This is a genomic window from Haliscomenobacter sp. (genome assembly GCF_033763495.1).
GTDB lineage: Bacteria > Bacteroidota > Bacteroidia > Chitinophagales > Saprospiraceae > Haliscomenobacter.
Map to the genome: position 1 here is coordinate 73,324 of NZ_JANRKL010000204.1, position 14,776 is coordinate 88,099.

12 protein-coding genes and 1 pseudogene are annotated in these 14,776 nt (G+C 47.1%); 2 read left to right on the top strand and 11 right to left on the bottom strand.

The genetic code is table 11. The features are described 5' to 3' along the window. Positions 1-2: 2 nt before the first annotated feature. Complete coding sequence (locus tag SFV55_RS23920; protein WP_320032092.1) at positions 3-1,652, bottom strand: hypothetical protein; 1,650 nt, start codon at positions 1,650-1,652, stop codon at positions 3-5. After that, positions 1,649-2,719, bottom strand: a complete 1,071-nt coding sequence (locus SFV55_RS23925; protein ID WP_320032093.1) for an SIR2 family protein — start codon at positions 2,717-2,719, stop codon at positions 1,649-1,651. The genes SFV55_RS23920 and SFV55_RS23925 overlap by 4 nt, the downstream gene beginning before the upstream one ends. Positions 2,720-2,935: 216 nt before the next feature. On the opposite strand from SFV55_RS23925, the gene SFV55_RS23930 reads away from it, so the two are divergent. Beyond that, complete coding sequence (locus SFV55_RS23930) at positions 2,936-6,709, top strand: caspase family protein (RefSeq protein WP_320032094.1); 3,774 nt, start codon at positions 2,936-2,938, stop codon at positions 6,707-6,709. Positions 6,710-6,794: 85 nt separating this feature from the next. Here the strand turns inward: SFV55_RS23930 and SFV55_RS23935 are convergent, their stop codons facing one another. Next, positions 6,795-9,035, bottom strand: a complete 2,241-nt coding sequence (locus tag SFV55_RS23935; protein WP_320032095.1) for a hypothetical protein — start codon at positions 9,033-9,035, stop codon at positions 6,795-6,797. Between the two features lie 46 nt (positions 9,036-9,081). Here SFV55_RS23935 and SFV55_RS23940 point away from each other — a divergent pair, with 46 nt between their 5' ends. Then, positions 9,082-9,501 carry a DUF423 domain-containing protein gene (locus SFV55_RS23940; protein ID WP_320032096.1) on the top strand — a complete coding sequence of 140 codons (420 nt, stop codon included), beginning with the start codon at positions 9,082-9,084 and terminating at the stop codon, positions 9,499-9,501. Positions 9,502-9,568: 67 nt separating this feature from the next. Here SFV55_RS23940 and SFV55_RS23945 read toward each other — a convergent pair whose 3' ends face one another. The 8 genes and pseudogenes from SFV55_RS23945 to SFV55_RS23980 all read right to left on the bottom strand — a co-directional run. Beyond that, positions 9,569-9,832 carry a hypothetical protein gene (locus SFV55_RS23945; protein ID WP_320032097.1) on the bottom strand — a complete coding sequence of 88 codons (264 nt, stop codon included), beginning with the start codon at positions 9,830-9,832 and terminating at the stop codon, positions 9,569-9,571. A 29-nt stretch (positions 9,833-9,861) separates the two neighbouring features. Continuing rightward, positions 9,862-10,437, bottom strand: a complete 576-nt coding sequence (locus tag SFV55_RS23950) for a DUF420 domain-containing protein (protein WP_320032098.1) — start codon at positions 10,435-10,437, stop codon at positions 9,862-9,864. A 1-nt stretch (position 10,438) separates the two neighbouring features. After that, on the bottom strand, positions 10,439-11,041 hold the full coding sequence (locus SFV55_RS23955) for a hypothetical protein (protein ID WP_320032099.1): 603 nt from the start codon (positions 11,039-11,041) through the stop codon (positions 10,439-10,441). A gap of 264 nt (positions 11,042-11,305) precedes the next feature. Then, on the bottom strand, positions 11,306-11,731 hold the full coding sequence (locus SFV55_RS23960) for a cytochrome C oxidase subunit IV family protein (protein WP_320032100.1): 426 nt from the start codon (positions 11,729-11,731) through the stop codon (positions 11,306-11,308). Between the two features lie 34 nt (positions 11,732-11,765). Continuing rightward, on the bottom strand, positions 11,766-12,725 hold the full coding sequence (locus tag SFV55_RS23965; RefSeq protein ID WP_320032101.1) for a cytochrome c oxidase subunit 3: 960 nt from the start codon (positions 12,723-12,725) through the stop codon (positions 11,766-11,768). 112 nt (positions 12,726-12,837) lie between these two features. Continuing rightward, entirely contained in the window at positions 12,838-13,416 is a 579-nt protein-coding gene (locus SFV55_RS23970) for a heme-copper oxidase subunit III (RefSeq protein ID WP_320032102.1), read from the bottom strand. Between the two features lie 11 nt (positions 13,417-13,427). Further along, on the bottom strand, positions 13,428-14,324 hold the full coding sequence (gene cyoE, locus SFV55_RS23975) for a heme o synthase (protein WP_320032103.1): 897 nt from the start codon (positions 14,322-14,324) through the stop codon (positions 13,428-13,430). Between the two features lie 113 nt (positions 14,325-14,437). Beyond that, positions 14,438-14,776 (bottom strand): annotated as a pseudogene (locus tag SFV55_RS23980) (cytochrome c oxidase subunit I); the annotation flags it as partial.

Consider the following 14,776-nt stretch of genomic DNA (forward strand, 5'->3'; position numbering starts at 1 on the left):
CCTTATTTGTTTCGACAATTTTTTGCCTTAAGTCGCTGATTGATTTTTTCGATCTGTTTTTGTAAGCCTGCGTTATCCGGATACTTTACTTGCATAGAATCAATTGCTTGAATCATATTCTGGTCAGGGCAACTCAAGCCGTTGTCTAAAATATTTTCGGCACGCCGATAGACATCCTGAAACTCAGCCACCTCTTTATCTTCCAGTGCTTTGCGGGCTTTGTCCCGTTCGGCAATGGCCAGTTTTTCGGCTTCCAAGGCCTTGTTTTTGGCTTCAATGGCGTCATTGCTCAATTTTAACACATACAACATCACCCCAATCACCACCGCCAGTGCCAGTCCGGTTAGCCCCAAAATGAACAACAGCCGATTCCGCCGCCGTTTTGCCTCCAGCCGCTCTCGCTCCACCCGCTCATGGGCTCTCCGCTCCGCCTTCGATTTCAAAATCGGCGCAATCAAGGTATCGTGGCTCACCTCATAATTAAAGCCTCCCATCGAAGTGGATTCCCGCCGCAACAGGAAGTTACTTTCCAATTGGTTCAGCAGTGCTTGAGAAATGCCTTTTTCAGCCAGCAATACCCCCGAATCTACACCCAGGCGGCGGGCTTCCCCCGTGTTGGCATCTTCAAACAGCAACTTTTCTTCAATCAACAATTGCGCTGCCTCCTGGGCACCCGGCTCCAGTTTGTCCAACAAACGTTGGTAGTAGCCTTCAAAAATCTCGTCAATCTGTTCGGCAAAATGTTGGGGCTCCACCCTTTGGCCGGGAATCTCCCCTTTGATCACCTTATCCTCCAGGTATTCGCACAAAATCTGCAACTGAAAGGCCTCGATGCCCGAACGTTGGCTGCTTTTGCTGGCCGCCAGTTTTTGGGTCATCACTTTGAGGGCTTCCGGGCTGTAGGCAAACACCGGGGAAACAAAGTCTCCCGCGCGCTTGGCCGGGCCTACAATCGCCTCTTGTGCTTGCGCCTCGCTCAGTCCCCGCAGTTCGTAGCGTTTTTGCAGGATGGCGGGCAGTTTGTCTTTCATCGAGTCCAGCAGACTCATGCGGTCGGCACGGATGGCCAGCAGCACTTTGGCGTCGAAGGCCGTGGCGATGAAGGCCTGTTGGCTGGCACTCAGGGTATCGTTTTGGTTGCGCACGGCTTGGGGCACCTCGGTGTAGAGCAGGTCGGCAATTTGTTCTTTAAATGCCTGCTGATCGGCCAGAGGGTAGCTGAAAAACTCCTCAAACTGGTCGAAGATCAGCACAAAGCGCCGCTGTTGGGAGCTTTGTTTGCGTTTCATTTGTTGCCAAAGGGTGGGCGGCAGATTTAGGTTGTCCAAAAAAGCGGCCTCGGGTTTGTCTTCCAATACTTCATTAATTTTCAGGCGCAGGTTGTCCAGCGGGGCGGGAGATTGGCCGGCCACGTAGCTGCCCAGGCGCACCACAATGGGCACCGCCTCGGTTTCAATTTCCGGCAAAATCCCGGCATTGATCAATGAACTTTTGCCGTAGCCCGATTTGCCGAAGAGCACCACCAGCTTTTCCAGCCAAACCAGGTCGAGCAAGTCTTCAATGTCGCGGTCGCGCCCGAAGAACAAGTCGCGCTCCGAGGTTTCAAAAGGTTTGACCCCCGGGTAGCGTTTTTGGATATTAGGGCTACTCATGGGCAAACCTTTTTGGAGAGTTCAAGAATGGTGTCCAGGATTTGCGCCAGACCAGTGCGGTAGTCGCGACTATCCATCTGGTCTTTGTCTTCTTCCATTTTGCTGTAGCGACCCTGGGTGAGGAGTACTTCATTTTCCCAATCCAGCCCTTTGGCGGCCTGGTGTAGCAGCTCCAGGGCATTATCAATTTCGCCGATGGCCACCCGTTTGCGGATTTCCACTGCTTCCGGAGAGGCGCTTTCGGCGGCCACGGGGCGCAGGAGTTGTTTTTCGGCACAACGTTGGTACAATTCCCCAAAAAAATCGTACTGGTCGCCCATGAATTCGATTTTGAACTGCTGCACCACAAAGCCATTGGTGTCCAGGTCCACCACCGGGTTGTTGATGGAGATGCGTTTTTCGATGCGGCCTTCGTCGCTCAGGAACTTGAGCAGGAGTTGGGAGTACCATTTGTCGAACTGAAAACCCAGGAAAATATAGGTGCTCGCTTCGCGAAAAGCCCGCATGAGTTTGTTGGGCAAACTGGAAGTACCCAGGGCAGATTGCAGCATTTTGTACACATCGTCGTAATCCAGCACCAGGGTATCGTCCTGGTCTTTGCTGCCGAAGAGGTTGTAGATCAGGGGCAGGGCCTTACTGGGTTTTTCGATCTCGTCGTTTTCATTGTCGCGGTGGCGGTGCTGGAAGTAGTGAAAACGGTGTTTTACTCCGTACCGATAAAAGGCTTCAGATACAAAGGTATCGGGGTTAAGCGACACAACTACATGAAAAGGAATCTGGACGATACGTTGCAGGATGTTCTCATCAGGTGTGATGTCGCGGTAAAAGCGTTTGACTTGCCGAGCTACACGCACCTTGCCTTCGGGGGAGCTGAAGAGGAAAAAACCATCGCGTTCGTAGTAATAGGCGATGTCCTCGCGGTTGCGCTCGTAGAGGGTATCCCGCAATTGGCGGTTCAGGGGCTGGCCATTTATCTGCATGATCTCGGGGCCGATGAGGAGCACTGCTTTTTGGTCCTGGATGTCGTCGAGAATGTCGAGCCAGTCTGAGGTGGAGATGTTTTGCACGCTGTGAAGGGTTTTAGGGGTTAATGTGGTAGAATGGCCTTAAAACTAATAAAAAAAATCGCTTTAAAAAAGGGCCATTTTTTTCAATTTTCCAACTGATTCTGGGGAGTGTGCAAGTACATTTTAGATTCCAGCACCTCTTTAATGCCGTACCTCCTTACTAATTTGTAACTTTGTCAATGGACCTCCTGACCCACATCTCAGAAACCTCGCCAAATGAGCAAATATGCTTGTCTTCTTTTTATCCTTTGCCTCTGTCGGCTGGCTGCCCAAAAACCTGAATTGGTCATTCAACATGAAGGCCATGTTTCGGAAGTTCAACACGTTTGTTTTTCGGCTGATGAACAACAGGCATTGAGCGCTGGAAAAGACAAGCGCATGGTACTTTGGGATCTTACCAGCAAAAAAGCCGTGCGTTTCATTCAATTGGATACAACGCCTGTTTTTATTTGTTATGGTTCCAATGATCAGACCGCAATTGCCCTTTTGGCGGGCAAAGGCCTGAGTGCCTGGAATCTCAACAATGGCCAGCAACTTTGGCGTGTCCAAGTGGGGCAATACCAGTTCGTGGAACAGCGGAAAGATAGCCTGTACTTGCACCACCTGGATAAAACATCGTCTTGTTGGGACTTGAAGACTGGCAAAAAGTTTTGGCAGAAATCGCTCCGAGTTCAAAAAACATCACCTCCCGCCCTACCTGCTGGGCTGAAGGCCAAACTGGATGGTTTAAACAAAGAATTTAGCTATAAAATAACATTTTCACGGGACGGGCGGCTAGCAGTAGTTGCCATAGGCAAACCTACCTGGTCATGGTGGACCACTCCTGGTCAAGCACCTGGTTTTTCGGGATATGGTGGTTTGCTGGTTTGGGATTTGCAAAAAGACGAACAGCCCTTTCCCGTGGTTGATCTTCCATTAATCATCAACGCTGTGGCGATTTCGGCAGACGGAAAGCGCTGTTTGTCGGCTAGTGATGATCGAACAGTACGTTATTGGGATCTTTCTACCGGTAAAGAACTTATTCGGATGCAACGAGAACCCGGTAGGGAAACCCGGATTACCTTTACTTCTGACTTCCGACGAGTTGCTATTTCTCGTTTCGACGATCGATTGAAAATTTTTGACCTGGATAAGCGCAACAACCTGGTATCCCATTCCAATATTTTGACAGCCAATACAATCCAGTTCAACGCGAAAGACTCAGAGCTCTTTGTGGCAGACCGTAAAGGGCCTTTCCTGCAGCTTAGTTCAGAAACCCTGGATACGATACAAAAGATTGAAAGGCACCCATACATGGATGTGGTACATAGCCTTTCCATTTCCCCGGATGGAAAGCAATTGCTGCTTGGATCTGCTAATAACTCCAGAGTGTTTGACTATTCTTCCGGAAGTATTCTCAAAAAGGACATTATCAGGCTCATCCAAAACGAGCAGAAAGAAATCATCGGTTTTGAAACTCGCGCAGAAAAAATTTATGTGGCGCGGTTTATTGACAACTTTAGTCAGGCCAACGAAAATGATCAATTAGTCTATCTACAAAATCCAAATGCTGTTTCCATCTGGAATCTCCAGGAAGGGCGATTGGAACAAATGTTACAACCCTATTCCTCAAAAGAAGCGATAACCAGCATGGCAACTGCATTCTCACCCAATGGGAGTTTCGCACTGGCCAAAATTCAGAAAAAATGGATGGCCTGGAATGCCCAAACTGGGAATTTGATCCGAAATACCTCAGGCAGCGAATTTTTCAACGCCATTCATTTTGATGACCAGGGAAGCCATGCTTTGAGCATTCTACCAGACGGACAATTGAATATATGGAACCTGGAAAAAGGAGAAATTGAAAAAAACTTCAATGGTTTGGGCCGTGCTCTCGCCGCAGCATTCAATTCCTCGGGTGAAAAGGGTATCATCCTCGATGAAAATGGCACAATTCGGGAATGGAACGCCAATTTTGGGGCTCCATTGAGGCAAATAAAGGCCATAAAAACGCAAGATGTCCTTGAACTCCGCTACACTCCTGATGAAAACTTCGTACTGGTTATCAGTCAAAATGCCACTGAAATTTGGAATTTGGCCACAGGCAAGCTCATACTGCGGCTAAGCCAGAGAGAAAAAGCAGCTTTCGATTCCGATGTATTTTGGGATGGCCATACCTATGACCAAGTCAATAGTTTTGAATTTTTGCCCGATGGAAAAACGGCGGTATCCACAACGCATGGTGGAATCATTCAGTTTTGGGATTTTCGAAGCGGAAAAGAAATTTGTACGCTGCATTTTCTGGGACAAAAAGATTGGGCCGTTACGACCCCTGTGGGTTTGTTTGATGCCTCTGATGGCGCAATGGAAGAGATGTACTTCCGCCTGGGCACCGAGGTCATCGAGATCGAGCAGCTCAAAGAGCGGTACTTCGAGCCAGGGCTATTGCAAAAACTGCTGGGGTTCGCATCTGGAGACTTGCGCCCTGTAGATGAGTTAAACCAGTTGGCATTGCATCCAAAGATCACCAGAGCCACTATCGCTGGTGACCGGGTAAAAGTACAATTACAGGTCCGCAACGGGGGCATTGGCAAAGTTGCTTTGCTGCTAAATGGCAAAATTGAATTGGAGTCAAATGTCAATCCTGGCTACAAATCGAGTTTTGAAGTTGATCTTTCTCGCTATGATCAATTTTTTTTACCAGGAACGGCCAATCGACTTTCACTCCGAGCATACAATAAGGAAGGATGGCTCAAAGGCCAGCCATACGTCTTTCTTTACGACCCAGTCAGCGCGAAAGGTACAAGTACCAATGGCCCCTTGGTCCCTCTGCGGACTAAAACTGACGCCAAACTTGACTCGATTAACTTATATGCGGTGGTGATCGGCACCTCCAAATATCGCGGGGAAAAACTCAATCTGAAATACCCTGACAAGGACGCAGTGGCTTTTGCACAAGCCCTTCGGCTCGCAGGAGTACCTTTGTTTGGGAAAAATATGGAAATCAAACTGCTAACTACCCAGAACGGGCCAGCTCCCAGAAAGGCAGTGGTAGCCAAAGCCTTCGCCGAGATAGCGGCTAAATCAGACCCCAATGACATTCTCCTGGTTTATCTCTCTGGCCATGGCATCACCTACCCAGCCAACAGTGAAAAAGGTCAATTTTATTACCTGACAACTGACATTTTGGGAGACAAACTGGACGATCCGGCCATTCTCAGGACCCAAGCTATTGCCCAAGATACCCTGCAGGCCTGGATTCGCAAAGTGAAAGCCTTAAAGCGCATTTTGATCCTGGATGCATGTAATTCTGGACAGGTGGTCCAAAATCTCCAAACTGGTGAAAAAGCCCTCAATAGTGATCAGCGTCGCGCACTTGAGCGCATGAACGATCGGAGCGGCATGTTCGTTTTGGCTGGTAGTGCCGCTGATAAATCAAGCTACGAAGCCACTCGTTTTGGGCATGGATTGCTCACCTACAGTTTGCTCAACAACATGCCTTTTGTTGCCGCTTCTAATAATTCGTTTATTGATGTTGCCAAGCTTTTCAGCAATACCATTGAAGAAGTTCCACGTTTAGCGCTGGATATTGGCAAAGTTCAAAAACCAGAGCTTATTGCCACGGAAAGCTTTGACATTGGTATAATTGATTCGAAAGTCCCATTTGTTATTCCACAAACTTTACCGGTTTTCGTACGAACTGTTTTCCTGGAAAGCCAGCAAAACAAAGACGTTCAACGCTTGTCGAAAGCCGTTAACACCTACCTGTATCAACTGGCCAGCACCAGTCAACCCAACCTGGTTTATTTGGATGTTGAGGAGTTCACAAGTGAACATTATTACCTGGGCGGGCAGTACCAAGTATCGGGGAATACCCTCAGTGGAAATGCGACCTTGTATCAAAAAGACAAAGTATTGGCAAGCTTTCCCTTTTCCGGGCCAAAAGATCAATTAAAGACACTGGTAGATCAGATCACCAGCAAGGCTTTTGAATCCATCAGAAACCGGTAAAAGTTGTGGGGATGATTGATAAGGGATTCCACAGCATTTTTGTCGACGTCTTAAGTTGTTCGCGTTTTATGTTCCACCTTCTCCCCTACAACACATAAGCATACACTCGATTGTCAATTGTTGTGACCATGATTTTTTGCTCTGGGAAAAAGGCGAAATGGTCTCCGGCAACTGGAAATCCTTGTACTGTTTCCCCTTTGGCCGTCAAACACCAGACCTGATGGTCTCCCGGAATGCCACAAATAATCAAGGCATTTTCCTTTTGCCCTGAGGCAGTAAGCCCATCAATTTGCCCCTCGAAAGATTTTTTAAACACCAATTGGAACCCATCATCCTGGTTATAGGCGTGCAAAAACAACTGTGCCCCATTCGCCGTTAAATAATCCTTTCGCCCATCCCCAATTAAATCAGCAAAACAAAACCGAGTTGCACCGGCCAAACCAGCTGTAATCGATAAAGAAAAAGACTCCCCTTTTTCCGTAAACACCTGCGCCTTGCCCTTTCCATCTGCCACCACAATTCTTTGGCTCATCTCGTCCCATTGCCATTGAGGGGGACTAGCAAAAGGGCCTTTGAGGGTTTTGGCTGGAAAATGGGGCTGGGAAGACCGATCCAGCACGTGGAATTTCCCCATCTCGGTCAGGGCAAGTAAATAATCCTCAGTGGCCGATTGAAAATAAGCCAAGGCTTGTTTAACTGGTCCAATTTTTGGCCCAGGGTTCCAGCCGCTCAGGGGTTGCCCATTTTTGTCCATACCGTATAAACGGCCATCAGAACTGGAATAAAATAAAAACTGCTCAAGTCCGCCCACGCTTATTCCCGAGGAGATGGGCAAATTTAAGGCCAAGGGAAAACCTGGTGCTTCCTGTCCATCCGATTGCAAAGCATGGATGGCTTTTTCGGTGCTGAAATAAACCAGAGTCTGCCCCAATTCCGGCCGTGCTACCGCGGTCAGGGGGCCAACTAGCGAAGACTCCAGTTTTTTATCCCATTGAATATTCCCTTCCGGTCCTAAGGATAACAAATGAAGTTCATCGCTCTCAATCAGGAACTGGTTCCAGTCCTCAATTGCCCACAATTGTTTGGCCTTTCCCTGGGGCAAATCCATTTGCCAAATTTCAGCGGTAGCTTGTTCAATGGATTCCAGATTGGGTGCATCCTGAAATGCCCAGTGTTCACCAGTTATTGGCCCTTCCCATTGTAAAGGATCAGGAAGTGGCAATTGTAGTTTAAACGTTTGATGGAGTTGGTCAATCAAAAAACCTAGGTCATGATCAGTGCTCAAACGCATCCACAAGCCACTTGGAGGGGTCCGCAATTGTTTGGCAATGGTATTGCCCACAACAACTGCATCAATCCATCGTTCCATCAGGTTTTCAGAAGCACCAATGACCAAAAATCGTTCAAAAACACAAAGGCTGGCCTGGCGAATATTCAAGGCGTTTAAGCCAATATCCAGCACAGGCTGAAGCGTATAAGTTTGGTAGTTTAAGGGGGCTAGAGCACCATAATGCTCTGCCAGTTCATGCAAAGCAGTTTGAGCCAGTTGATGCGAGGCAAAAGGTACAATCAGGGCGGTCTGGCGGATTTTCCCACGGCCAAAATGGAGCGAAAAGGTAGTTCCCGCTTTCAGGCGGGTCAAAACCGGGTCAGTACCAAAATAGGGAATTACACTTCGTGCTGAACCAGGAGCAATAGCTAACATTCCGGTAAGGTCTTTCTCCTTGATATTGGGCGAATTCAAAAAGTCCAACCGACCTTGGAGCGGCTCCGTCTCGGTGCCCAGGTCCAGGCTAACACTTTTGCAATGGGCTGCCAGGGCATCCCCTTTCAATCCCCAAAAATCACTGAGTGCGGAATAGTTAAATTGCAATTGATTGGGCAATGGGGCAGTAATCCAGGGAGCTCTTTTCTTTTCCTTAAAAGCCAGTGCAGCTTCTTCGACCAATTCCGCTTCACGTGCTAAATATTTGACTTTTTTAATTTGGGCCAAAACCCATTTTTGCTCATTTGAGTCCTCAATATGTTCAAATTGTACTCCACGCCATTGGGTGGGTGTAATCCGTTTTAAACCTTTGTTTTTGGTGATTTGAAGCTCGGTTTGATCCGTACTGATGTACAATAAACCTGTCCGGGTTTTGCTCAAAGGCATCAATACGGTACTCCATTCCAACTTTGGAAAGGGCAGATCTCTCCGATTTTCCTGCGTGGTCAATAAAGCCAAGGCACTGGAGGGTACCAGGTTTTCCAATTTTGGGGATACCTGACAGGAAATAAGAGAAATGACCAAAAACAGACTGAGTGCTCCAGGGTAGAACCTTTGCAAAACCTGATATTGAAGTATCTTTACCACTCGATTTAAGCGATAATCTATGAGGAATTTATTTTTACGTATTGGAAGCCTGATTGGCTTTTTTGCGGTAGCCTTAGGGGCTTTTGCCGCTCATGGTCTCCGGCCTCATTTGAGCCCAAAACATTTTGAGACTTTTGAAACGGCGGTAAGGTACCAATTTTACCATGCAATTGCCATTTTGCTGATTGCCGTTTTGAGTCATTTTGGCCGAAAGAGATCCTTGCGGATAGCTGGTTGGGCGTTTACGGCTGGAGTACTGCTGTTTTCCGGCTCTTTATATGCTTTGAGTACAAGGGACTTGCACCATCTTTCAGTTGGGTGGTTAGGGCCAATTACCCCTCTAGGAGGTTTGTGTTATTTGTTGGGTTGGGGGGCCTTGTTTTATTCGAGTTTCTTTCACTATGATCGTTCGGGTAAGAGCGATGGAGCTCAGCAATAGAGGCTGGACAGGTGTATAGCAGAGACGCACGGCCATGTGTCTCTGCTATAGCAACTCAGTATTTTGACTACCCTTTTTCTTCTTGGTCAGCATCCTGATTTTTACGGCGATTGCGCCACCAGACGAAGGCCAGGCTGCCTACCAAAACGTAAGGGGTAGCCAACATGTAAAGAATACCTGCGTTGAGGCCCTTACCGGCTTTACCTCCAGCTTTGAGGTTGCTTTCCACAGCCATCCGGCACATGGGACATTGTGCATCTAGAGCAGGAGCAGCAAACAGGAACAGGGCTGCGAGGATCAATCCAATCTTGAAATATTTCATCGAGCGCATAGCGTCAATTTTTGTTCAAAAATACGCAATTAATAATAAGGACTCAACATAAAATAACAAATCGGGCCGGTAATGGCCACATATAGCCACAAAGGGAAAACCCAGCGTGCCATTTTGCGGTGCCGCTCAATCTGATTGGTGTAAGCCCGAATAAAAGTAAACAAAATAAAAGGGAAAATTCCCGCTGCCAATGCGATGTGGCTGAGCAGCAACACCAGATAAAAAGGGCGAATCCCGGCCACAGCAGCCTTTTCCACTTCATCCAAAACGCCGTCATGATTGCTGTCTCCAAACAGGGTTTCCGGCGTAGTGAAATGATAAGCCACATAAGACAATAAAAAAAGCACTGAAAGGACAATCGCTACATAAATGGCATTGCGGTGCTGTTGCACTTTTTTCTGTTTGATGTAAAAAAGGGCGACCAGTAGAACCACCGCAGTTAATGCATTCAACGTAGCGTGGAAAGGTGGCAAAAAGCCCAGGTCAACCCCTTCTGGCAAGGTTATTTTTACCCTGCGCATCAAGCCGACCAACCCCAAAACCGCTACGGTGATGATCCATGCGGCTACATTCAACTTCTTTTCCAATTGCAGATTTGCTTCCATCCTATTTTTCTTTTTCACGGTTCAAATAAGGGTCGTTCTTCTTATCACGGTGCATAAGTACCGTAACATGCTCAGTAAGGCGGCGCAGTTCATTGCCATCGCGATAATTGTAGTAACGGCGAATGGTACCTGTTGTGTCAATGATTGCTGCCATGCTGGCTTTAGGGAAGGAATAGGATTGAATCAATTCTGGTGTACTGCTGGTGATTAAAACTTGTTCGGGATCAGCAAGTTGGTTTTTGCGCAAAAAAGCGCCCACTTTTCCCGAATCCTGCACCGTAGTATGCAATAAAAAAAGCACATCGTAACGGTCGTCGAACTGCGTATGCAAACTACTCAGCGCAAAAATCAGATCCTCATCTTGCTCCAGTTCCTGGACATCCAGCTCTTTGGCAATGATCACAGTGTTTTGTAAATCTGCACTCGACAAACTATCATTCTCCAACAATTTTGGCAGGGAAAATTTCGGCAGTTTGCCATAGTCTTTTAATTCAGCACGCATTTCTACCTGGTAACGCTCTCCTTTTTTGAGGTAGTACCAACTCAGTGCAGGCATTACCAACAACATCAAAAAAAGTGCCGTGGTTTGTAGCCATTTTTTCATTCCGTTCGGTTTTGTTTTAGGGGCGATAAAAAATAAGTGTTCATTTTGCCAAAGGATTAGATGAGGAAACGGTTCATTTAAAGTGTCCTTTCTAATCCTTTGGCTCAAAAAAATGAACCCTTATTTTTGCCCCACTAATGCTAGCAAAACATCGAAAAGGAGTAAATGTTTGCCAGCATTCGGTCATACTTTGATCAAAAGAAAAAAGTACCAAAACACAAAAGGCGGGTTGTAGCCCGCCTTTTGAATTTATTTAGCAAAGGATTAACCCTTCCAGTCCATTTGATAAGTATCCGGAGACAACAAGCTACCTTCTTGTGCAGGAGTGATCGGTTGTGAATTGCGTTTTTGCACATCTTCGCGGCGGTTCTTCCAGGCATTTCCTTCCTGAAAAAAAGCGATAATGGCCCAAATCAACAGCAAGGTTGGCAGCAATACACTCATTGCAAGTCCCTTCACTTCGTATTTCATGTGCATGAATTCATAAACAATGAAATAAGCCTTGTACAAGGACAAACCGGCAATCAATAAACCACAAGTGGCCAGTACGATGACGTTGCCATGTACCCCGCTGATGATGTGGCCTTTGCCAAAAAGAGAAATAGCTACCTCAATCAGTGTAACTACAGCCAGAAGTACCAAGCCGTAGCGTACCCGTTTTTTACTTTCTTCGTAAGATAAATGTGACATCTATAGAGCGTTAAAAAGGTTCAACCATTGGATGTTAGAGCAGGTAAAATACCAGGAATACAAAGACCCAAACCAAGTCTACAAAGTGCCAGTACAACCCGATCTTTTCCACCATTTCGTAGCCATTCTTGCGCGCAACATATACCCCACTGGCAACATTGAGTGCAATGATTAACAGGAAAACTACCCCTGAGAATACGTGAAAACCATGGAAACCAGTGATGAAGAAGAACAGAGCGCCAAAAGCTTTAGGGCCAAATTGCTCCGTTTGGGTCTGGCCTTTCAGTGGTCCATCCGCATAGACGTATTTGCGGTGGATAAAGCCTTGATCGTCCATCAGGTATCCAGCTTGGTCACCTGATTTGTATTCGTGAGCAGCACCATGTCCAGCCCCGTGGCCTTCACCGTGCCCACCAGCCACATGGCGGTGAATCAGGTAACTTTCTCCTTCGCGGAAGGTTTCAGCACTTTTCTTGCCCTCATGATCGAGGTAATAACCATCAGCAGTGTGGGTACCAAAGGTATTCCGGGTCAGGGACATGTTTTCTCCCCCGATCAGGTTCGTCCACTCCCAGGCCTGACAGCCTAGGAAGCCCAAACCACCAACAATGGTCAGAATCATCCAAATCAGCACCCCATTTTTGTTTTCGCGGTGGCCTTCCTGTACTGCGCGAACCATCGTTACCGAACTGATGATCAACAAAAAGGACATGAAGGTTACGAAGATCAATGGCGCCTTACCGAAAGCATTGGAAATGCCGAAGGGGTCGGTAGCAAACACAAAGTCTGGTACAGGCCAGGTTGGGCTGCTGAAACGCAGCGCACCATACGTAATCAAAAAGCCGGCAAAAGTAAAGGCATCCGATAAAAGGAAGTACCACATCATCAGTTTGCCATAGCTTGCCTTAAATGGAGATTGTGCTCCACCCCAGGCATCGCCATCGTGATCGTGTTCATGAACGTGGTGTTCAAGTGCGGTATCTGTAGTCGCCATTAGATAGCTATTTTTATTTTAGTTTTGTGTCTCCCACGACTAAAGCCGTAGGTTATGGCTATGTGTGGCCTCCCACAACCCACGGTTTAAATCGTGGGATTCCATGAGGTGGCTACATTTGTGTCATTAAAAAGAAAAAGATGTAAACCCAGAGCAAATCTACAAAATGCCAGTAGATCATACTCAGTTCAAAACGAAGTTTTCTTTTGGGCGTTACTTTTAAGCCCAAGGAAAATGCATGCAACGTTGCGAGTAGCAAGATAGCCAGGCCTCCAACTACGTGGGCGGCATGCACATATGAAAACATGTATACAAAAGACCCCGATGGGTTGGTGGTTAGTTCTACGCCAATTGCAGAGAGTGCTAACCAGCCTTGGTACTGAGTATACAAAAAGGAAAAACCTAGCACCAGGCTTGCTACCAAACCAAATTGGTATACTTTCTCATGGCCTTTCAAAAATGCCCGATAAGAAACATGCAGAGCAAAACTACTCAGCAAAATCAGTACCGTGCTTAGCGTAAACACTTGGGGCAGGCTGAATTCCAGCCAGTTCCCGGCAGCTTGACGCACCATATAGGCACTCGTCCAGGCTGCAAACATCATCATAATACTCGCACAAGCTACCAGCAGGGCAAATGTTTGAGGATGTATTTTATTCCGACCGTAAGCATTGGGGAAGCTTCCTTCCATGGTTTTCCTGATTAAAGTTGATCAAGTAATAACACAAGCAAAACAAGCGGAATGTACACAAAAGAGAAAAACATCAAGTGCAATGCCGATTTCCGATCATTATTCCGATACAAGCGCCAGCCTAAATAGGCAAAAAAGACGCTGGATACCACAATACAAGTCGTTGAAATCCATCCAGCAACACCGAGGCTCATGGGCAGAAAACCTACCGGGATGAGTACCAAAGCGTAAAGAAAGGATTGCAGTGCAGTATATTGTTCCTTCTGTCCTTCAGGGCCAGGCAACAGTTTATACCCTGCCTGTTCGTAATCTTCCCGTCCCAACCAGGCAATAGACCAAAAGTGAGGAAACTGCCAAAAAAACTGGATGGTAAACAAAGTCAATCCAAGCGCAGAGATATACCCTTCCGCTGCAGCTGCGCCAATCAGGGTTGGCAAAGCTCCTGGAACCGCACCCACCACTACAGCAATGGGGGAAATTCTTTTTAGCGGTGTGTATAAAAAAGCATAGGAAACCAGCGCAAGCGTGCCAAAGAAAGCTGTCCATGGATTAAACAGGGCCAGGGCAGTAATGCCAACCATACTCATTAACCCAGCCCAGAGCACTGCATCTGCAACTTTCATCCGGCCAGTTACCAAGGGGCGATTGGCCGTACGTTTCATCAAGCGGTCGAAGTCCTTTTCCAACACTTGATTGAGGGCATTTGCAGCTGCTGTAACCAAAAAACCGCCTACTGCAAGTATCAAAATACTCAACCCTGAAGCGGGGCCAGGTACCGCAATCAAGTAAGCCATCACCGAGGAAAAAACCACGGTGAGGGTCAGTCGCAATTTTACCAGTAATTTGAAGTCTTCTACCTTTTGCCAAAAAGCGGCCAAAGGTTTCTGTACTGCTGTTTTTACCTCCACAGTAATCGAGAAGTGTGTTGGAGAAGAGGGGTTAATTGATTTACCCCTCCTCTCCTATTGAAAATGATCTTTTCTTACCTCAAACAGCCTGTGCTGTTTTCAACTCCAAACCATCAATGATCACCAGCTGTTTCTCCTTCTTCCATTGGCGTGATCTGGGAGATGAACTCCTTACCGTCCTTGCCGTAGTCATATGGCCAGCGGTGTACACTTGGGATTTTACCAGCCCAGTTGCCGTGACCAGGATGAATCGCTGTAGTCCACTCCAGGGTAGATGCACCCCATGGGTTTTGAGTGGTCATCTTTTTGCCCTTCCAGATGCTGTAGAAGAAATTGACTACAAACAAAACCTGGAAAGCAAAAGTAGCGATAGCTGCGATTGTAATAAACTTGTTCAGGTCATCAAAGTGTGAGAATGAAGCAAAGGTGTCGAAACGGTAGTAACGACGTGG

Excerpts from the sequence above, each read along its gene's own strand:
- SFV55_RS23920 (WP_320032092.1), bottom strand. The coding sequence starts at position 1,652 with ATGAGTAGCCCTAATATCCAAAAACGCTACCCGGGGGTCAAACCTTTT.
- SFV55_RS23930 (WP_320032094.1), top strand. The coding sequence starts at position 2,936 with ATGAGCAAATATGCTTGTCTTCTTTTTATCCTTTGCCTCTGTCGGCTG.
- SFV55_RS23940 (WP_320032096.1), top strand. The coding sequence starts at position 9,082 with ATGAGGAATTTATTTTTACGTATTGGAAGCCTGATTGGCTTTTTTGCG.
- SFV55_RS23945 (WP_320032097.1), bottom strand. The coding sequence starts at position 9,832 with ATGCGCTCGATGAAATATTTCAAGATTGGATTGATCCTCGCAGCCCTG.
- SFV55_RS23950 (WP_320032098.1), bottom strand. The coding sequence starts at position 10,437 with ATGGAAGCAAATCTGCAATTGGAAAAGAAGTTGAATGTAGCCGCATGG.
- SFV55_RS23955 (WP_320032099.1), bottom strand. The coding sequence starts at position 11,041 with ATGAAAAAATGGCTACAAACCACGGCACTTTTTTTGATGTTGTTGGTA.
- SFV55_RS23960 (WP_320032100.1), bottom strand. The coding sequence starts at position 11,731 with ATGTCACATTTATCTTACGAAGAAAGTAAAAAACGGGTACGCTACGGC.
- SFV55_RS23965 (WP_320032101.1), bottom strand. The coding sequence starts at position 12,725 with ATGGCGACTACAGATACCGCACTTGAACACCACGTTCATGAACACGAT.
- SFV55_RS23970 (WP_320032102.1), bottom strand. The coding sequence starts at position 13,416 with ATGGAAGGAAGCTTCCCCAATGCTTACGGTCGGAATAAAATACATCCT.